Origin of the sequence: Marinobacter adhaerens HP15, from assembly GCF_000166295.1 — a bacterium.
In the GTDB taxonomy this organism is placed as follows: Bacteria; Pseudomonadota; Gammaproteobacteria; order Pseudomonadales; family Oleiphilaceae; genus Marinobacter; species Marinobacter adhaerens.
In genome coordinates this window covers 3672120-3689962 of sequence record NC_017506.1, presented here as the reverse complement: position 1 = coordinate 3689962, position 17843 = coordinate 3672120, and the positions used below count along the sequence as shown (strand labels likewise).

The following is a 17843-nucleotide window of genomic DNA, read 5'->3' as shown; positions in this document are numbered from 1 at the left end:
CGTATTCTTGTAGCCGTCGCCCTATGGTCGACCAAGGAAAGCGTGGCCTGACCGGTTCATTTTCACAGACCGGCGCCCGACAATAATAATCAGGAGTCATCCCGTGAAATCAGCAAACCTCCCCCAGCGGGTAGCTTTGGCAGCTGCCCTCTGTGCCAGTCTGGTATTCCCCTCGATGGGGCAGGCACAGGCGCAGAACGAGCCTCTGGAACGCAGCTTTTGCGTTTTTGACCCGGTTGGTGCCAATGGTCCCCTGTTTGCCATCACCAAAACCTTCCAGCCGGTTGCTCTGAAAAACGGCATCAAGCTGGACCTTCGCGCCTACACCGATGAGAAGGTGGCCGCCGAGGACTTCAAGGCGGGCCAGTGCGACGCAGTGCTGCTCACCGGCACCCGGGCCCGGGAATTCAACAAGTTCACGGGCAGTCTTGAAGCCATGGGCGCAGTGCCCGGCGAAGAGGAAATGCGGCTGCTGTACAACACCCTCAGCCAGCCCAAAGCCCGGCGGTTCCTGATTGATGGTCCCTACGAGGTTGCCGGTGTATTCCCCGGGGGCGCCATTTACCTACACACCCGGGACCGCAACATCGATTCTGTTGAGAAACTGCAGGGCAAACGGATTGCAACCCTCGATTACGATCAGGCATCCGTGCGGATGGTTCGCCATGTGGGGGCATCTGTGGTGGGGTCCAATTCCGCCAACTTTGCCGGCAAGTTCAACAACGGTAGCGTGGACCTGGCCTATGCTCCGGCCGTCGCCTACACACCACTGGAACTTTACAAGGGCGTTCAGCCCAACGGTGCGGTGGTCAAATATGCCCTCGGGTATATGAATTTCCAGGTAATCATCCATCGTGACCGGTTCCCGGATTCCGCCGGCCAGATGGTGCGTGACCAGGCCATCAAACGCATAGACGAGGCCTACGAGATTATTGCCCAGGCAGAGGCTGAAATTCCGGAAGACGTCTGGATGCAGCTGCCCCAGGAAGACACCGCTGAATACGACAAGATGCTGCGCAAGGTGCGTCTCTCGTTGCTGGAGGACGGTGTATACGATGAGCGGGCTATCAAGTTGATGAAAGCGATTCGGTGCCGGGTAGATGCCACTCGCTCTGAGTGTGCTTCCGTCGCCGGAACCTGAACCAGGGGTAAAGCAGGCCCGCAGCTGCGGGCCTGTGCCTGACTAGCGGATTTCGTCTTTGAGAGCCTTGCCGGCCTTGAAGCCTACGGTTTTGCTGGCAGGGATGCGAATGGTCTCGCCGGTTTGCGGGTTTCGTCCATCACGCGCTTCGCGGCTGCGGATGTTGAAAGTGCCAAAGCCGATCAGGGTGACATCCTCGCCACGGGAGGCGGCGGCCGATACCTGGTCGGTAAATGCGGTAATCACTTCGCTGGCCTTTTCCCGGGTCAGCCCGGTGCGGTCGGCAATGGCCGCGGCGAGTTCAGGTTTGCGCATCGGATACTCCTTTTATTGTATTTCTGCGGGTTCGGTCTGTACTGGCCGGAATCACAACGACTCTCGGTTGCTCCAATCTATAGTGGCTCGCGGCCCATTGTGCAAACCAAGGGGTGGCATAGGTGTGTGTAAATTGGCGTCATTTGCGGCATCGGTCGCATAAAAACGGGGCCTCCTGCGCCATAATGCGTGCCTGGTTACAGACTGTAACAAACCGGTTTCTCCGCCAGAGTCCGGGGCGTGCGATTGCAGCAGGGCTGCATCAGAACAAAAAACGCAAAAGGTGAAGAAGGTATGACCCATTTCTGGAATCCCTCCCGCAAGTCGCCATTTTCCACGCGTCGAGTACGTAACCTTGTGGCGGCTTTCACGGCCAGTTTGGTCCTTGGCGGCTGCAGCGCGGTGAATCACGTGATGTACAAGACTACCGGGGATGTGATGCAGGGCTTCTCCAGGGATCACACGGTGCCTTTTCTGATGGAAAGCAATGATGTGGCCATGGGGTGCGCCATGAGCGAGGCGACTGCGCCACTGCTGATGTCCTTCGGCCGCGTTACCAATGAGCCGGACCAGTTGGCGGTGATGCTCTACCTCAGTGCCGGCGGCTGCGCCGAAGAAGAGGCCAGGGAGCACGAGCTGGCCGCACTTGCCGCCCTGAATGCCATGAACGGCAATGAGGCCGAGGATGCCATGATCCGGCAGAAGCGCGCGCATAGCGTTGCTGCCCGGCGCTATTACAAGGCCTGGCAGCACCACAATGCCCATTACGGCAATCCTGCCGATGGCGAATGCCCGGATTTTGATGACGACATGGACGAGTTCATCTACATGGCGGGTCTTCTTTCCGGCCTCCAGGCGCTTAATGCCCAGATTCAGTCCACCTCGTCCATTGGCGTACCGGCGAACGTTGGCTCCATTGCCGCCCGGGCCACAAGCTGCCTCGATAATGAAAAATGGTGGGGTGCGCCCATGGCATTGCGGGCAACGGTGTGGGCGATGATTCCGGGTGCCCAGCCCGAGGGTGAGAACGCGTTTGAACGGCTGGCCATCGCCGACGATCAGGGCGAGGTTGCGGGTGTGCGTTTGCCCCACGTGTTCCACGCCATCGCGGCCCTGAACAAGGGAGACGAAGCCATGGTCCGTTCGGTGATCCGGGATCATGCCGAATCGATCGAGACTACGCCGGCCAATGAGCAGTGGCGGTTCGTGGACGCCATGGCCACCGATATGATCGTCGCGGTTTCTGACCGTCTCTGGGTTGAGAACACCGGGCACCGTACACCCATGGGGCAGCTGGGCAGCTTCTGGGATGACCAGGCGGAAGCCGTTGAAACCATGGATCTGGACGATCTGCTGTAACCACTCCCTATCCAGAGAAATCAGTTATGTCGAAGGGCGGTTTTCATCGTAGCGGGCTGGAGTGGTTTTCATCGCTGCCCGCCTGTCTGTTATTGCTTGCAGTGGTCATTTTCTCCACGAGCAGCGACATCCACAACCAGATGCTTCGGGGCGGTGAACAGCTCTGGAGTGGCTATTACAAGTTGCGGATGGATCCGGTTCAGCCCACCTGCGACCCGACTCGGGATATCGACGCGGCGGTTGCTGAAGAAATGGCGGCGGATGCCGAGACGGATGACCCGATGGCCGCGTTGCTGGGGGCCGAGGAAAAAGACCCGGCTGACGTCCGGCTTGCCATCGAACGAGCGGTTGCTGACTGCCGCGAGGCCCACCAGAATTTCGAAAATCTCAGTGAACAGCTGACACCAGGGGTGAAAGCCTATCGGGCCATCGAACTTTTTATTGCTGACCTGATCGCCTTTGGCCTGGAGTCACAGCGTTTCATCCTCGTGATCCTTGTCATGCTGTGTGCGGTCACGGCGACCCTCACTCGTCATCATATCGCCATGCGTGCCATGGAAACACGGCTGGATTACACGGTCTCCCATACTCTTCAAACCATCGCCAATGCCATGCTGTTGGGGTCGAGCGCAATCTTTCGCCAGTCCAGCCTGGGTTCAGACACGGCGGTCTCGTCCGAAGAGTTGTTGCTGCACAATTTCTGGATTATCGGTTTCGCCTGCCTCACGCTGGCCAGCCTCTACCGGCTGTTCCGGGTGCCTGATGATCTTGAGGAGGGCGGCAGCCTGAACAAGGCCTTCCTGGCCGTTCCGCTCTATACCGTGATGTGTCTGATCTCCGGCACCTATTTTGCGCTGATCGGACACGCGTCGGGGATCGGTATCTATCTCGGCAAGATGATGGAGCTGTCCGACATGTTTTTGAATGTCGGTCTGTATGTGTGGGTGGGCATGATGCTCAAGCAGACCCGCCTGGCCACCCTGGTGTTCAATGTCTTCCGGCCCTGGCGCATGCCACCGGAAATGCTGGCGGTTGTAGCGGTTCTGGTGGCGGCCGTGCCAACGGCCTACACCGGCGCTTCCGGCATTTTCGTGATCGCGGCCGGCGCAGTGATATACAGTGAGCTGCGTGCCGCCGGTGCCCGGCGGCATCTGGCCCTGGCGGCGACCGCTATGTCCGGTTCCCTGGGCGTGGTTTTGCGCCCCTGCCTGCTGGTGGTTGTCATTGCTTACCTGAACCGGGAAGTCACCACTGATGAGCTGTTTGGCTGGGGCATCTGGGTGTTCGTGCTGACCGCCACCATGTTCGCGATCGTGGCCCTCAGTGTGAACCGACAGAGTGAATTCAACCTGGCGCCCTCTGCTGAAGCCTTCCCGGCCATGACGCAGGCGCTCAAACCCCTGATTCCCTACGTTCTGGTCATCGCTGCCGTGGTGCTGTTTTACCGGCTGGCGCTGGACGTGAGCATGGATGAATTCTCGGCGCCAAGGCTGCTGCCGGTGATCATGCTGGCAATCCTTGTGTACGAGCATGTCAGCCTGAAAAACCGGTCAGGAAAAGCCTCGGGAGAGATCAATCATCAGGGCCTGGAGCGAAGTCTCCGCGGCGCCACAAACGATACGACGGCGGAAATTGGCGCGCTGCTGCTGTTGCTGGGGCTGTCGGTCAGCATCGGTGGTGTGATCGAGCGGGCCCACCTGATGGAGGCGTTCCCGCAGTCGTTCGACAGTGCCTGGTCGGCCATGCTGCTGATGGTGGTAATCCTGGTGATCCTGGGCATGATCATGGACGCATTCGGTGCCGTGATCCTGGTGACCGCCACGGTTGCCACGATTGCCTATTCCAGCGGAATTCATCCGATCCATTTCTGGATGGTGACCCTGGTGGCATTTGAACTCGGCTACCTGAGCCCGCCGGTAGCCCTGAACCATCTGCTGACCCGGCAGGTGGTTGGAGAGGCGGAAGTGCTGGCGGCGCAACAGGAAACGGGGACTTTTTATCAGCGCCATGAGCGTATCATTATGCCGCTGATTGCCATGGGGATTTCGCTGGTTCTGGTGGCCTTCATACCCCTTATCTTTTACGCCTGAGGTTGTGGTGTTGGCTCTCTGTCTAATGGCGACGCTCGATCAGTTCCCTGAGCGGTGCGGGAAGAAGGCGTCGCAACCGGTTTGAAACGGGCTGTTCGTGCCGTTGCCACAGAATGCCCAACCACACGATCGCCAGACCAATCAACGTAAGCGCAATTGGAAACAGAAGGCTGTTCTCGAAAACCTCGTAGGCAAGATAGCCAAGGTACCCGGCGACTCCCAGACCGCCGAAGACCACGAATACCCGCCGGCCCAGAATGGCCCCGGTGAAAATCATGCCAATATTCACCATGCAGTAGAGAAGCTTGCTCCATTCGCTCTCAGACTCCATCAGGGAAAGTCCGCTCCAGAAAGCCGTGACACCGAATATGTATAACCAGAACGCAAAGTCGCGGCTGCTCTGATTTCGGATATCCACCCAGAAAGCCAACAGGGCGATCAGGAGTCCGAACCACAGGGAGACCCATTTCCTGAGTTCCCAGGCAACGAACTCCTCACCGAACAGGAAGGGAGCCAGATCCATACTCATGTACCAGAGCGTCACGGCCACCGGCATGACCAGGAAGGGCAATCGGTAGCGCCACAGCATGACTGCGCCTGAGGCCAGTGTAGCCAGTTCCATGAATAACCAGCTCCAGTCGATGTAGCGGTGGTAGTCCCGGTATTCATGGCCGCCCGACCACCAGCCCATGCCGGCCTGAAACCCGAAAACCGCGAGTGGAGTAAGGACAACGACAAAAGTGGCAGTGATCCCGGCAGGAATTTTCAGGTCCAGCCGCTTCAGGAAAAACTCGGTGAGCCAAAGGCCTGCGCCGGCGTAGATCAGGGCAATCAGTAGCAGACCCCATCCACCAAGGCTTTCCCACGAGAGGGTCATGAACAGGCTCATGGCCCCGATTGCAATCAGCCCGCCGAAGTAATAAAGGATGTGGGTGAAACGGAAAGAGGGTGTTTGTTGCTGCTGTTCTGAGAGGAACGTCCAGAGTTGGTCAGCCTGTTCGTCCGTTATGATCTCTTTGCCTGCGGCTTGATCGAGAAGACTGCGCTTCAGTTCCATGAATGCTTCCCCATGAATAACCTCCTTGTTGGAACTGGTTCAGCTCACCGATTGCCCCACATCTTCGACACCGCGGCATCCGAGCCCAACGTCCCGACGACCAGGGACACGCCACCAATACCGAAGAAAACAAGCACGGGGATCAAGGCGCCTGCCTTGCCGGTGTAAACGAGCATGGCCGCTGACACCGTCGCCAGAACGAGGAACAGGACGCCCACCACATTCAGCACGGTGCGGTGCGAATCTTTGTAGCTGGGCCCAACCTTTCCGGATTCCAGTGGTTTGAGAATAAACGAAAAGAGCTGGCGTAGACGCTGTTTCATGAAGCCGTTTCCTAGAGTGTGTTGGGCTATCATACAAAAAAAGCGCCGTGCTTTCGCAGGGCGCTTTCCTTACTTGCCGTAATCGACTCAGCTCAGCTTCGGACCGGCTTCGACGATCGAATCTGCCACGTCAAACTTCTTGAAGTTCTCGACGAACTGGGCGATCAGTTCCTGGGCCTTGCCATCGTAGTAGTCCGGGCTTACCCATGTGTTGCGCGGGTTCAGCAGCTCGGTGTCCACGCCCGGAACATGTTTGGGCACGTCCAGGTTCAGGGTCGGCAGGTGTTCGGTTTCCACGTCGTCCAGGTCGCCATTCTGGATTGAGGCGATGATGGCACGGGTGGTCGGAATGCTGAATCGCTGGCCTTCACCGTAAGGACCGCCGGTCCAGCCGGTGTTGACCAGGAAGACCTTGCTGCCAAACTCGTCCATCCGCTTCATCAGAAGCTCGGCGTAAACGCCGGCCGGACGGGGGAAGAAGGGCGCACCGAAGCAGGTTGAGAAGGTGGACTTCAGCTTCGAGGAGGAACCCATCTCGGTGGAGCCAACCAGAGCGGTATAGCCACTCAGGAAGTGGTAAGCGGCGCCTTCGCGGCTCAAGATGGACACGGGCGGCAGGACGCCGGTCATGTCGCAGGTCAGGAACACGATGTGAGATGGCTCACCGGCGCGGTTCTCGATCACGCGCTTTTCAACGTGCTCAAGCGGGTAGGCGCAGCGGGAATTTTCGGTGAGGGATACGTCGGTGTAATCCGGCTCACGGGTCTCAGGGTCGATGGTCACGTTCTCGACAATGGCACCGAAACGGATGGCGTCCCAGATGATCGGTTCATTTTTCCGGGTCAGGTCGATGCACTTCGCGTAGCAACCGCCTTCGATGTTGAATACGGTGCCCGGGCCCCAACCGTGCTCGTCGTCACCGATGAGGAAGCGGTGCGGATCGGCGGATAGGGTAGTCTTGCCAGTGCCGGACAGACCGAAGAACAGGCAGGTTTCGCCGTCTTCACCGACGTTGGCCGAGCAGTGCATGGGCAGAACGTCTTTCTCCGGCAGCAGGAAATTCTGCACGGAGAACATGGCCTTTTTCATCTCGCCGGCGTAGTGCATGCCAGCCAGCAGAACCTTGCGCTTGGCAAAGTTGATCATCACGCAGCCGTTGCTGTTGGTGCCATCGCGCTCGGGATCGCACTCGAAGTTGGCGGCGTTCAGGATCTGCCATTCCTGCTTGTCGGCCGGGTTATAGCTGTCCGGACGGATAAACAGGTTGCGGCCGAACAGATTCTGCCAGGCGGTCTCGGTCGTCATTTTGACCGGCAGGTAGTGTTCCGGGTCGGAACCAACATGAACGTGAGACACGAACTGGTCTTTCTCGGCGATGTAGGCTTCAACACGATCCCAGAGGGCGTCGAATTTTTCAGCGTCGAAAGGACGGTTGATCGGACCCCAGTGGATATCGTCCGAGGTGCTGGGCTCCTCGACAATATAACGGTCCTTGGGAGACCGGCCCGTGCGCTCACCGGTTTTTACGACCAGGGAACCGTTGGATGCCAGCTGGCCTTCTTCACGCGCCAGTGCCACCTCAACCAGTCGTGCTGTACTCAGATCACTATAAGTGTTGCTCACTTCGACCTCGCCCTCGGGATGTCTTAGTGATTGCTCAGGCCGCTTCCTAAAATTGACGGAAATCTGAGCAATCGGGTCAATTCAGGCGCGCTATTATGCCAGAGACGCCGGTAAAAAACGACTGCCCGGGAAGCCTTGCTATCAGCGGGTTCCCGGCTAATCGAACGTGTTTCTAGTGTAGCGTATGACCGGTGAAAAGATGATCAATATCATTTCTATCGAAGCGATAGTGAGCATGACAGAACTGGCAGTCCATTTCGATAGAGCCCTCTTCCTCGAGGATGCTGTAACACTCCTCGCGGCCGATGGCTTCCAGGGCGCCGAGGGTACGCTCCCGTGAGCAGCTGCACTGGAAGGCGACCGGTTCGGAGTCAAACAGGCGTACGGTCTCCTCATGGAACAGGCGGTGAAGCAGGGTTTCGCTGTCCAGCTCCAGTAATTCGGAGGCTTCCACGGTTCGGGCCAGATGGTTTACCCGGTCCCAGAGGTCTTCATCCTCCTCTGTGGCGCCCGGCAGGCGCTGTAGCATCAAGCCGGCGGCGCCGTTTTCGTCGGCAAACAGGAACAGGCTGGTGGGAATCTGCTCCGAGCGATCAAAGTATTCCTCAAGGCAGCCGGCGAGTGTCTCCTGATCCCGGGGTACAACGCCCTGATAACGGTTGCCGCGGTTGGGCGTGATGGTAATAGCCATCCGACCCTCGCCGAGCAGATCGTGGAAGCTGTCTTCGCTGACCGCATGCTCATCAAAGCGGGCCAGGCCGCGGATGTGTCTGTCGTGGCTGCACTCGGCCATTAATGTGCGCAGAGGCCCTTCCCCCTGGGCCTGTACCGACAATGTACCCTCAAACTTCAGGGTGCTGCTCATCAGGATGCTCGCCACCAGTGCTTCTCCGAGGAGTTCCCGGACCGTGTCCGGGTAGGGCGCCTGGCTGCCGATTTCCTGATAGCTGTCCGCTAGCTGAACCCAGGCTCCCCGCACCTGGCTGTGTTCAAAGATAAAGCGCTGGAACTGGTCGCGGGCTGCCATGTTGTGTCTCCTGAATGCTGAATGCCGGTCGTTGCACGTTTGACTGAGGGCGGGGATGTAATAAAGGGTTCAGAGGCCGTTCTGTTCGCGAAAGCGCTGAATGTCCCTTCGGTCTTTCTTTGAGGGGCGTCTGGCCGGAGGAAGCTGCGCTGCCTGCATGGTTTTACGCTGCCAGGCCATTTCCTCGCGTTTCTTAACGCTGTCTTCGGTTTCGTGGTAGAGCTTCTGGGCTTCGGGTGCACCACGGCGCCGGTCGCTGATGTCATCAACAATAATGATTTTTTCCTGCCAGCCCAGGCGCAACGTCAGCTTTGCGCCGGCTTCCACCAGCCTGCCGGGTTTGCATCTCTGGCTGTTGTAGTGGACCTTGCCACCCTCGATCGCTTCCTTGGCCAGGGAGCGGGTCTTGTAGAATCGGGCGGCCCAGAGCCATTTATCGAGTCTTACACGTTGGTCGTCAGCGGTTGATGCCGTCATGTCTCCTCACCTGATGGGCTTGTAGCCCAATTATAACCCTGTCATCGGCCGGATGGCAGGGGCGACCGCTGGCGAAGCGCGGGGAGAATTTCATCGAAGTGATGAATACAGGGTATTTCCGGGTGCTGCTCCCGGGCTTCTTGCTGGCTGTCCGGCGCCAATACGGCCAGACATTGGGCAATGCCGGCCGCCAACGCACTTTCCAGCACCGGAAAACTGTCGTCGACCATCAGGGTGCTTTCGGCCTGGTAAGGCGTTACTCGCTGGAGGTCCTGCCAGAACGAGGGATCTTCCTTGGGCTTGCCCAACTGGTGGCTGGAAACAATGGCATCCACCCGTGTATCAAGGCCGGTTCGTTTCAGCTTCAGGGCCAGGGGGTCGGGGTGACAGTTGGTGACAATCACCGAGTGAAGCCCGGCTTGTCGGAGGGCATCGAGAAAATCCGTGACGTGGGGGCGGTAACCGATCCGGTCACCTACCTCTGCTTTCAGCCCCGTGATGTCGAGGGACAGCCGCTCGCTCCAGTAATCGGTGCAATACCAGTTCAGTGAGCCGCGCTCGGCCATGATCATCGGAATCAGGCGGTCTTTCGCTTCCTGGGGGTGGAGGTCGTAGTGCTCGGCGTACCTTGCCGGCAGATGCTCGAGCCAGAAGTGGTTATCGAAATGCAGATCCAGCAGTGTCCCGTCCATATCCAGGAACACCGTGTTAAGCGAGGACCAGTCAACCATAGAGAGAAACAGCCTAAAGAATTTTCTTCAGGCTGCCGGAGTTCGCTCGTCGGGGCAAGCCGTGATAGTACGGAGGCGCGCCCGATGGAGCCGGATCAGTTGCTGGTCTGGACCGTCTCGGGTTTCTTGCCGGTACGGGTGCAGCCCAGGCAGCGCACGAAGGTCGCCTTGGCCGGGCCCATTACCAGAACTTCCCCTGCTTCATCAGCGTTTCCGCCCAGCAGGGAGAAGGGCAGGGAGACCAGGTAGACAGCGCTGCCCACGATGGTGGTAGCCAGCAAGGCCGGGCGAACAAAAATCGCATCACCGGTCATTGCCAGTGCCGACGGGGTTTCGTCCACGGCCTGAGCGTGCCCGAGGGATGAGAATGCCAACAGGCAGGCCGCCACAGTGGCTACCAGGGTGCGGGAAATCTTGCGGGTCATCTTACTGTCTCCTGAGCTTTAGTGGCCCTGAAAGGGTAGTGCTTTAAAAAAAAGCAAACCCGGATCGTATCAACCGGATACCATCCTATTGTAAACCGTGGGCGTTAATCCTCTGTTAACTATGAATCATATTTGCGCATTTTCAAACGATTTTTCGTTGCAGAATGTGCGATCTGGTAAGCGTTCAGCGCTGGCAACGGGGACAGTAAACCGTTGAGCGATTGTTCATCCGGATTTCCTTCAGTGGTGCCCCGCATTCCTTGCAGGGCTGGCCGCCCCGGCCGTACACCAGCAGGGACTGGGCAAAATAGCCGGGCTTGCCATCGCTGTTCACGAAGTCCCGAAGGGTGGTTCCGCCCATCAGAATGGCGGCGCTGAGCGTTTCCCGGATGGCTTCGGCCAGCCTGTGATAGCGGTCGAGGCTGATTCTCCCGGCCTTGCGCCGGGGATGAATGCCCGATTTGAACAGCGCTTCATTGGCATAGATGTTACCGGCACCCACGACCACCTGATTGTCCATGATGAACGATTTCACCGGTGTGTTTTTGCCGCGGGAGAGCCGGAACAGGTGCGCGCCATTGAATTCCGGGGCCAGGGGTTCCGGACCCAGGTGGGTGATCAGCGGGTGCTCTTCGGCGGAATCAGCCCACAGCCAGCAGCCGAACCGGCGTGGGTCGTTGAATCGAAGGATGACGCCAGACTGTAATGCCACGTCGATATGATCATGGGTCAGGGGAGGGGTATTGTCAGTGATGATGCGCAGGCTGCCGGACATGCCAAGGTGAACAATCACCGTGCCCCGGTCCATGTTCAGGAACAAATACTTGGCCCGGCGGTCTACACTTTTAATCACCTGACCTTCCAGTTTCTCGCCCAGATCGGCCGGAACAGGCCAGCGCAGACTGCCGTTGCGGACTGTCACTCGGGTTATTGTCTCGCCTTCGCAGTGGGGTGCTATACCCCGTCGGGTCGTTTCTACTTCGGGCAGTTCAGGCACGGGCGGGAATCTCCGGTGGAAAACGACTAAGTGTAATCAGTAACAATTTTGCATCCAAATACTGTTGTTGTGGCTTACAGCTGTACGCTAAAGTGTGAAGGTTGGCCTCGCGCCAAAGATATTGATTTTGAGGATTTGCTATGTGGTTTAATGGTCTTCTTGACCTGTCGGTGATGCAGCTCATTCTGGTCACCCTCGGAATGACACACGTCACGATTGTCAGTGTAACGCTCTACCTGCATCGCCATTCGGCGCATAACTCTCTGGACCTGCATCCGGCCCTGAAACACTTCTTCCGGTTCTGGCTCTGGTTAACCACTGCGCAGAACACCAAGGAATGGACCGCCATCCATCGTAAACACCACGCCAAGTGCGAAACCGAGGAAGATCCCCACAGCCCGGTCGTCTTGGGTATTCGCAAGGTGCTGTTCCAGGGCGCCGAGCTCTATGCCGAGTCGGCGACGCCCGAAACCCTCGAGCGCTATGGTCAGCGCACCCCGGAAGACTGGGTGGAGCGCAATGTTTACAGCCGCTACAAGATGCTCGGCATCGCGTTGATGGCGGTAATCAACCTGGCCCTGTTTGGCGTTCACGGTATCTGGATCTGGGCGGTGCAGATGATGTGGATTCCAGTCTGGGCTGCCGGAGTGGTCAACGGTATCGGCCACTGGATGGGTTACCGGAACTACGAATGTGCCGATAACGCCCGCAATATCAGCCCACTGGGTTTTCTGATTGGCGGTGAAGAGTTGCACAACAACCACCATACCTATCCCAACTCCTCCAAGCTGTCTCGCCGCTGGTTCGAGGTGGATATCGGCTGGGGCTACATCCGCCTGTTCCAGTTGTTCGGACTGGCCAAGCCCAAGGGTTATCGACCCATTGCCCACCATGTGCCGGGTAAACTGGAGGTGGATGTGGAAACGGTTCAGGCCATAGCCAATAACCGGTTCGATATCATGCGCCAGTACCGTAAACGTGTCATGGAGCCGGTCCTGCGCCAGCAGAAGTCGCTGATGGACGATGAGATCCGTCCCCGTTACCGGAAGCTCAAGCAACTGCTCTCCCGTGAGATCACACTGATTCAGCCGAAGGAGAAGGAAACCCTCGAGTCTGTGCTGGAGCGCAATGCGGTGCTGCGCCAGATCTATGAGAAGAGCCACGAGCTGCAGGCGCTCTGGCGTCAGCGTGGGCTCAAACCCCAGGACAAGCTGAACGCGCTGATGGAGTGGTGCCGTGAGGCGGAAGCCAGCGGTATCCGCTATCTGGAAGAGTTCGCCGAGCACCTCCGGGCCTACTCGCTGCGCCCCTCGGCCTGATGCCGGGTAGAGAATCGACGTAAACCTGCTTCGGCGGGGAATCCGGGGCCAGATGAAAGCGTTCATCTGGCCCTTTTTTATTCTGGTCTGGAAATAACCCGGAACAGGGAGTAGGTGACCTGTCCCGCACTTTTTTGCCGGTGCAGCTGCCAGGAAACGGGCACAGAAGGGGGTGGCAGCTCGCTCTCGTGTTCCATGTAAACCCAGCCGCCGGGTTTGATCCACGCCTGTTGTTCCAGCAACGGAAACAGCTTTTCGAGCCAGCCCTGGCGAAACGGCGGATCCATGAACACGATATCGAATGGCGGCCGGTTTCTCTGGGCCAGATAGCTTTCGACGTCCGAACACACCACTTCGCCGTTGTCGGATTTCAACAACCGGAGGTTGTCCCGCAGTGCTCTGGCCAGGGCTGGCGTGTGGTCCACGAGGGTGGCCTGCCCGGCACCCCGGGAAAGAGCCTCGAGCCCGAGGGCGCCGGAGCCGGCGAACAAATCGAGGCAGTCACTGCCGGCAAGGTGGAAGGCAAGCCAGTTGAACAGGGTTTCGCGGGTGCGCGCGGGGGTGGGTCGAACGCCACCGGCGTCCGGAAAGCGCAGTTTGCGGCTGCGCCAGTCGCCGCCAATGATTCGCAGCTCACCGGTGCCGCTGCCTTTGCCAGCCGGAGCCGCCTCGCGACCGGCTGGGGATCTCGTCTGGTGAGACCTGCTTGCGGATTGTCTGCGCGCCATAGCCGCCGCTCCACGGAAATATTCGGTTCAGGATATGTGCCTGCATCTTACCGGAAACGTTTACGGTCGCGATAATCGGAGCGACCCTCACTTCACCGGGACAGTCTGCTAGAATACCGGCTTTCTTTGTCCCGCCCATTCAGACTGATGGATTGATTTTTATGACGGCAGAGTGGATTTCAATCGGCCTCCTGGCCCTTCTTGTGCTCGTATTTGTCCTGGATATCGTCGGCAACCGTAGCCGGGCACCACGCCCCAAGCCGGTGCCGCAGCGCAAGCCCGAGGTTTCCAAAGGGCCGGCACCAGAGCCGGAAGAGGGCGAGATTGAAGCGCCTGCCGCCGCAGAGCCACAACCAGAGCCGGTGGCTGAGCCGGAACCGACTCCAGAGCCCGAGCCCGCGGAAGAACCGCAGAAAGCACCGGAACCGGAGCCGCAGGTCAGCGTTTTCGAGCGCATCAAAAAGGGGTTGGGCAAAACCCGGGCAAGCCTGACCGGTGGCTTGTCCGACATGTTCTCGCTTGGCAAGAAAATCGATGAGGAACTGCTGGAGGAAATCGAGACCACGCTGCTGATGGCAGACGTTGGCGTAACCGCCACTTCTGAAATCATCGATTCACTCACTGACAAGCTTGAGCGCAATCAGCTCAAAGACGGCGAGGCCCTGCGTAAGGCTCTGAGGGATGAACTGCATGGTCTGCTGAAGGATGTCACCAAGCCACTGCAGATCGACTCCGGCAAGACGCCTTATGTGATTCTCATGGTGGGCGTAAATGGGGTGGGCAAGACCACCACCATCGGCAAGCTCACCAAGAAATTCCAGAACGAAGGAAAGTCGGTCATGCTGGCCGCCGGCGATACCTTCCGTGCCGCTGCGGTTGAGCAGTTGCAGGTCTGGGGTGAGCGCAACAAGGTTCCGGTGGTGGCGCAACACACCGGCGCTGACAGTGCCTCGGTGATTTTCGATGCCATCCAGTCGGCCAAGTCCCGTGGTGTTGATGTGGTGATTGCCGATACCGCCGGCCGCCTGCAGAACAAGGACAACCTGATGCAGGAGCTGGAAAAGGTGGTCCGGGTTATGAAGAAGCTGGACGAATCCGCACCCCACGAGGTCATGCTGGTGCTGGATGCAGGCACCGGCCAGAACGCCCTGAGCCAGGCGCAGGTGTTCCAGCAGGCCGTAGGCGTCAGTGGCATTACGTTAACGAAACTGGACGGCACGGCCAAAGGCGGTATCGTGTTTGCCATCGCCCGTCAGTTGCAGTTGCCCATCCGGTTTATTGGTGTTGGTGAGCAGGTGGACGACCTGCGCAGTTTTGATGCCGAAACCTTTGTGGACGCCCTGTTTGACGAATAGCCCGGAACCCAGCCGCGCGGAAGCCGCCCATGATTGAGTTTCGCCAGGTCACCAAGCGTTACGACAGTGATCACACCGCTCTGCGACAGGTCAATTTTGGCCTGGAACGCGGCGAGCTGGCGTTCCTGACCGGTCATTCCGGCGCCGGCAAGAGTACCTTGCTGAAGCTGATCATGGTGATGGAGCGTCCCAGTGCCGGTGAAGTGGTGGTTGGGGGGCAGGTTCTCAACCGTTTGCCCCGACGCCAGATTCCCTACATTCGTCGCCACATTGGCGTGGTCTTCCAGAACCACCAACTGTTGTTTGACCGCACGGTGTTCGACAACGTCGCCATGCCACTGGAGGTCATGGGCGCCTCCCCCAGAGATACGGGTCGCCGCGTGCGCGCGGCCCTGGACAAGGTGGGTTTGCTGCAGAAGGAAAAAATGAACCCGATGCAGCTCTCTGGCGGGGAGCAGCAGCGCGTGGGTATTGCCCGGGCGGTGGTGAACAAACCCCCGGTGCTGCTGGCGGATGAGCCCACGGGTAACCTGGACCCGGCTCTGTCTGCGGACATCATGAATCTGTTCGGGCAGTTCAGCCAGGTGGGTGTGACCGTGTTGATCGCAACCCACGACATCGCCCTGATCAACGAGATGGGGCGTCGAACGCTGAAACTGGATCATGGCCGTCTGGTGGTCGGCGGCACGCCGGTTCTCGGGGGAGGTGTCCATGGCCGCTGATCCCCGTAAGAAAGCACAGCCTACCCGCGGCGCCAACCAGGCTCGCGCGCCCTGGCGTGAGCAGGCAGAAAGTTATTTCATCCATCACCGCAAGGTCGCCAGGGACAGTGCCAACCGCCTTTTGCATACACCGGTGGCGAGTCTGATGACGTGGACGGTCATGGGGGTTGCCCTGGCGTTGCCAGTGGCATTGCTGTTGCTGCTGACCAGTCTTCAGGGAGTCAGCGCAGGCTGGGAGAGCAGCGCCCGGGTGACCGCCTATATCCAGTTGGATGTGCCTCTCGAACGAGCCCGAGTGCTGGGTAATGAGATTTCCGGAGACGGCCGGGTGGCAGGTGTTGAGCTGGTGGATCGCGACCAGGCGCTTGCGGAGTTCCGCGCTTCATCGGGCCTGGAAGATGCTCTGGACTATCTCGAGGATAACCCGCTGCCACATACCCTGCTGATTACCCCGGAAGAGGGCGCCCGGTCCACTGAGGGTGTTGAGGGTTTGGTGCGGTTTATCGAGGGCATGGAAGGCATAGAGCGGGTTCAGGTAGACCTGGGCTGGTTGCAGAGGCTGAACGCCATGACGGATCTGCTTGCCCGTGCTGTATGGGCGCTGGCGATCCTGCTTGCGGCGGCGGTTGTGCTGGTGATCGGCAATACCGTACGGCTTTCAATCGAGAGCCGTCGGGACGAGATTCTGGTTGCGAAGCTGGTGGGCGGAACAGACAGCTTTGTTCGCAGGCCCTTTCTGTACACCGGCGCCTGGTTCGGGCTCGGTGGTGGGATTGTTGCCCTGATATTACTGCAATTGTCACTTTGGTGGCTCAGCGGGCCCATAGAGCGGCTGGCAGGCCTGTACAGGAGCGACTTTTCCCTGGATGGGCTGCACATTGATGGCGCCCTGGCGTTGATAATTGTTTCGATGCTGCTAGGCTGGCTAGGCGCTTGGGTGGCCGTGAAGCGTCATCTGGATGACATGGAGCCGGGTGATATTGCCGGAGGAGCATGATCCGAATAACGGGAAAACCGTATTGAAGAGACAGCTTCTATTAGAGTAGGTTGATAAATAGTAAAGCCACGGTGAATTTTCCAGATAGTTGTTTTATAACGTTTTACTGGGAATTTCGGGAACTTTCAGGGTTCTTGGCGGTCTAAAGGGTAATTGATATATTTAGGGCCGTTGGGTTCGGAGGTAGAGCATGGGTACGAGTTTACAACTGGTTGACAGACTGGTTCCGGGTCAGAATCTCGAGTCTTATATTCAGGCTGCGAGCCGCATCCCGGTGCTCACAGTTGACGAAGAGCGGGAGCTGGCTGAACGCCTCCATTACGAGGGCGATGTGGAAGCCGCCCGTCAGCTGGTTATGTCCCACCTGCGCTTTGTGATTCACATTGCCCGGAGCTATTCCGGCTATGGCCTCGCTCAGGCGGATTTGATCCAGGAAGGCAACGTTGGCCTTATGAAGGCGGTCAAGCGCTTCAATCCTGAGTACGGTGTGCGGCTGGTGTCTTTTGCGGTGCACTGGATCAAGGCAGAGATTCACGAGTTTATCCTGCGTAACTGGCGGATTGTTAAAGTGGCCACCACCAAGGCCCAGCGTAAGCTGTTCTTTAACCTTCGCAGCCAGAAGAAGAAGCTTGCGTGGCTTAGCCACGATGAGCTGAACGCAGTTGCCGAGGATCTGGGTGTCGAGCCCAGGGTTGTCCGCGAAATGGAAGGCCGGCTGGCGTCTCAGGATACCGCCTTTGACGGTCCCCAGGACGACGATGACGACAACGCCTATCAGGCGCCTGCGTACTATCTGGAAGACGCTCGCAGCAACCCGGCGACCCAGCTTGAGAACGCGGATTGGTCGGACGATTCCAATGGCCGGCTGATGCAGGCTCTGGGGCAACTGGATGAGCGCAGCCAGGATATTCTCCGGGAGCGCTGGTTGTCTGAAAGCAAGTCGACCCTGCACGAGCTGGCCGACAGGTACGGCGTCTCGGCCGAGCGCATCCGACAGCTAGAGAAGAATGCGATGAAGAAGATTCGCATACAGATGTCAGAGGTGGCCTGAGTTATTGGCTAGCCACTGAGTATCTGAGTCGTAAAAAACGCCACCACCGGTTCCGGTTGGTGGCGTTTTTGTTTGTATAATCGGCTATCTAACTTTTGTGGAAGAC

General features: G+C 58.5%; 18 protein-coding genes. 8 read left to right on the top strand and 10 right to left on the bottom strand.

Going from position 1 to position 17843, the window contains the following annotated elements; genetic code table 11:
• Positions 1-175 precede the first annotated feature (175 nt).
• Entirely contained in the window at positions 176-1141 is a 966-nt protein-coding gene (locus tag HP15_RS17355) for a putative solute-binding protein (protein WP_014578667.1), read from the top strand.
• 42 nt (positions 1142-1183) lie between these two features.
• Here HP15_RS17355 and HP15_RS17350 read toward each other — a convergent pair whose 3' ends face one another.
• Positions 1184-1456 carry an HU family DNA-binding protein gene (locus tag HP15_RS17350; protein WP_008175654.1) on the bottom strand — a complete coding sequence of 91 codons (273 nt, stop codon included), beginning with the start codon at positions 1454-1456 and terminating at the stop codon, positions 1184-1186.
• 294 nt (positions 1457-1750) lie between these two features.
• Here HP15_RS17350 and HP15_RS17345 point away from each other — a divergent pair, with 294 nt between their 5' ends.
• Positions 1751-2815, top strand: coding sequence for a hypothetical protein (locus tag HP15_RS17345; protein WP_041646398.1), 1065 nt, complete (start codon positions 1751-1753; stop codon positions 2813-2815).
• 26 nt (positions 2816-2841) lie between these two features.
• Positions 2842-4905, top strand: a complete 2064-nt coding sequence (locus HP15_RS17340) for a TRAP transporter large permease subunit (protein ID WP_014578664.1) — start codon at positions 2842-2844, stop codon at positions 4903-4905.
• A 22-nt stretch (positions 4906-4927) separates the two neighbouring features.
• On the opposite strand, the gene HP15_RS17335 is transcribed toward HP15_RS17340, so the two are convergent.
• From HP15_RS17335 to mutM, 8 genes are all read right to left on the bottom strand, one after another.
• Entirely contained in the window at positions 4928-5962 is a 1035-nt protein-coding gene (locus tag HP15_RS17335; RefSeq protein WP_014578663.1) for a hypothetical protein, read from the bottom strand.
• Between the two features lie 44 nt (positions 5963-6006).
• Positions 6007-6285, bottom strand: a complete 279-nt coding sequence (locus HP15_RS17330) for a hypothetical protein (RefSeq protein WP_014578662.1) — start codon at positions 6283-6285, stop codon at positions 6007-6009.
• Positions 6286-6372: 87 nt separating this feature from the next.
• The gene (locus HP15_RS17325) at positions 6373-7908 is read right to left on the bottom strand and encodes a phosphoenolpyruvate carboxykinase (RefSeq protein ID WP_008175663.1); all 1536 of its coding nucleotides are present in this window, start codon (positions 7906-7908) and stop codon (positions 6373-6375) included.
• A 172-nt stretch (positions 7909-8080) separates the two neighbouring features.
• Positions 8081-8935: an Hsp33 family molecular chaperone HslO gene (gene hslO, locus HP15_RS17320; protein ID WP_008175666.1), complete on the bottom strand. Its 855-nt coding sequence runs from the start codon at positions 8933-8935 to the stop codon at positions 8081-8083.
• Between the two features lie 69 nt (positions 8936-9004).
• The gene (hslR, locus tag HP15_RS17315; RefSeq protein ID WP_008175667.1) at positions 9005-9412 is read right to left on the bottom strand and encodes a ribosome-associated heat shock protein Hsp15; all 408 of its coding nucleotides are present in this window, start codon (positions 9410-9412) and stop codon (positions 9005-9007) included.
• 41 nt (positions 9413-9453) lie between these two features.
• Positions 9454-10143 (bottom strand): GMP/IMP nucleotidase, encoded by a 690-nt coding sequence (yrfG, locus tag HP15_RS17310; protein ID WP_008175670.1) that lies wholly within the window; start codon positions 10141-10143, stop codon positions 9454-9456.
• Between the two features lie 95 nt (positions 10144-10238).
• Entirely contained in the window at positions 10239-10568 is a 330-nt protein-coding gene (locus tag HP15_RS17305) for a hypothetical protein (RefSeq protein ID WP_008175672.1), read from the bottom strand.
• Positions 10569-10752: 184 nt separating this feature from the next.
• Positions 10753-11565 (bottom strand): bifunctional DNA-formamidopyrimidine glycosylase/DNA-(apurinic or apyrimidinic site) lyase, encoded by an 813-nt coding sequence (mutM, locus tag HP15_RS17300; protein ID WP_039882121.1) that lies wholly within the window; start codon positions 11563-11565, stop codon positions 10753-10755.
• 140 nt (positions 11566-11705) lie between these two features.
• Here mutM and HP15_RS17295 point away from each other — a divergent pair, with 140 nt between their 5' ends.
• The gene (locus tag HP15_RS17295) at positions 11706-12884 is read left to right on the top strand and encodes a DesA family fatty acid desaturase (RefSeq protein ID WP_008175676.1); all 1179 of its coding nucleotides are present in this window, start codon (positions 11706-11708) and stop codon (positions 12882-12884) included.
• A 77-nt stretch (positions 12885-12961) separates the two neighbouring features.
• On the opposite strand, the gene rsmD is transcribed toward HP15_RS17295, so the two are convergent.
• Entirely contained in the window at positions 12962-13612 is a 651-nt protein-coding gene (gene rsmD, locus HP15_RS17290) for a 16S rRNA (guanine(966)-N(2))-methyltransferase RsmD (protein WP_014578660.1), read from the bottom strand.
• 161 nt (positions 13613-13773) lie between these two features.
• On the opposite strand from rsmD, the gene ftsY reads away from it, so the two are divergent.
• The 4 genes from ftsY (at position 13774) to rpoH (ending at position 17737) form a co-directional block, all read left to right on the top strand.
• Positions 13774-14967 carry a signal recognition particle-docking protein FtsY gene (ftsY, locus tag HP15_RS17285; RefSeq protein WP_014578659.1) on the top strand — a complete coding sequence of 398 codons (1194 nt, stop codon included), beginning with the start codon at positions 13774-13776 and terminating at the stop codon, positions 14965-14967.
• A gap of 29 nt (positions 14968-14996) precedes the next feature.
• On the top strand, positions 14997-15689 hold the full coding sequence (ftsE, locus tag HP15_RS17280) for a cell division ATP-binding protein FtsE (protein ID WP_014578658.1): 693 nt from the start codon (positions 14997-14999) through the stop codon (positions 15687-15689).
• Positions 15679-16686 carry a permease-like cell division protein FtsX gene (gene ftsX / locus HP15_RS17275; protein ID WP_014578657.1) on the top strand — a complete coding sequence of 336 codons (1008 nt, stop codon included), beginning with the start codon at positions 15679-15681 and terminating at the stop codon, positions 16684-16686. Before ftsE ends, ftsX begins: the two co-directional genes overlap by 11 nt.
• A 190-nt stretch (positions 16687-16876) precedes the next feature.
• Positions 16877-17737, top strand: a complete 861-nt coding sequence (gene rpoH, locus HP15_RS17270) for an RNA polymerase sigma factor RpoH (RefSeq protein WP_014578656.1) — start codon at positions 16877-16879, stop codon at positions 17735-17737.
• Positions 17738-17843: the final 106 nt, after the last annotated feature.

Bases quoted from the DNA above. Each gene is read 5' to 3' on its own strand.
- HP15_RS17350 (WP_008175654.1), bottom strand. From the start codon at position 1,456: ATGCGCAAACCTGAACTCGCCGCGGCCATTGCCGACCGCACCGGGCTG.
- HP15_RS17335 (WP_014578663.1), bottom strand. From the start codon at position 5,962: ATGGAACTGAAGCGCAGTCTTCTCGATCAAGCCGCAGGCAAAGAGATC.
- HP15_RS17295 (WP_008175676.1), top strand. From the start codon at position 11,706: ATGTGGTTTAATGGTCTTCTTGACCTGTCGGTGATGCAGCTCATTCTG.
- ftsX (WP_014578657.1), top strand. From the start codon at position 15,679: ATGGCCGCTGATCCCCGTAAGAAAGCACAGCCTACCCGCGGCGCCAAC.
- hslR (WP_008175667.1), bottom strand. From the start codon at position 9,412: ATGACGGCATCAACCGCTGACGACCAACGTGTAAGACTCGATAAATGG.
- HP15_RS17340 (WP_014578664.1), top strand. From the start codon at position 2,842: ATGTCGAAGGGCGGTTTTCATCGTAGCGGGCTGGAGTGGTTTTCATCG.
- rpoH (WP_014578656.1), top strand. From the start codon at position 16,877: ATGGGTACGAGTTTACAACTGGTTGACAGACTGGTTCCGGGTCAGAAT.
- ftsY (WP_014578659.1), top strand. From the start codon at position 13,774: ATGACGGCAGAGTGGATTTCAATCGGCCTCCTGGCCCTTCTTGTGCTC.
- HP15_RS17345 (WP_041646398.1), top strand. From the start codon at position 1,751: ATGACCCATTTCTGGAATCCCTCCCGCAAGTCGCCATTTTCCACGCGT.
- HP15_RS17330 (WP_014578662.1), bottom strand. From the start codon at position 6,285: ATGAAACAGCGTCTACGCCAGCTCTTTTCGTTTATTCTCAAACCACTG.
- rsmD (WP_014578660.1), bottom strand. From the start codon at position 13,612: ATGGCGCGCAGACAATCCGCAAGCAGGTCTCACCAGACGAGATCCCCA.
- ftsE (WP_014578658.1), top strand. From the start codon at position 14,997: ATGATTGAGTTTCGCCAGGTCACCAAGCGTTACGACAGTGATCACACC.
- hslO (WP_008175666.1), bottom strand. From the start codon at position 8,935: ATGGCAGCCCGCGACCAGTTCCAGCGCTTTATCTTTGAACACAGCCAG.
- HP15_RS17305 (WP_008175672.1), bottom strand. From the start codon at position 10,568: ATGACCCGCAAGATTTCCCGCACCCTGGTAGCCACTGTGGCGGCCTGC.
- yrfG (WP_008175670.1), bottom strand. From the start codon at position 10,143: ATGGTTGACTGGTCCTCGCTTAACACGGTGTTCCTGGATATGGACGGG.
- HP15_RS17355 (WP_014578667.1), top strand. From the start codon at position 176: ATGGGGCAGGCACAGGCGCAGAACGAGCCTCTGGAACGCAGCTTTTGC.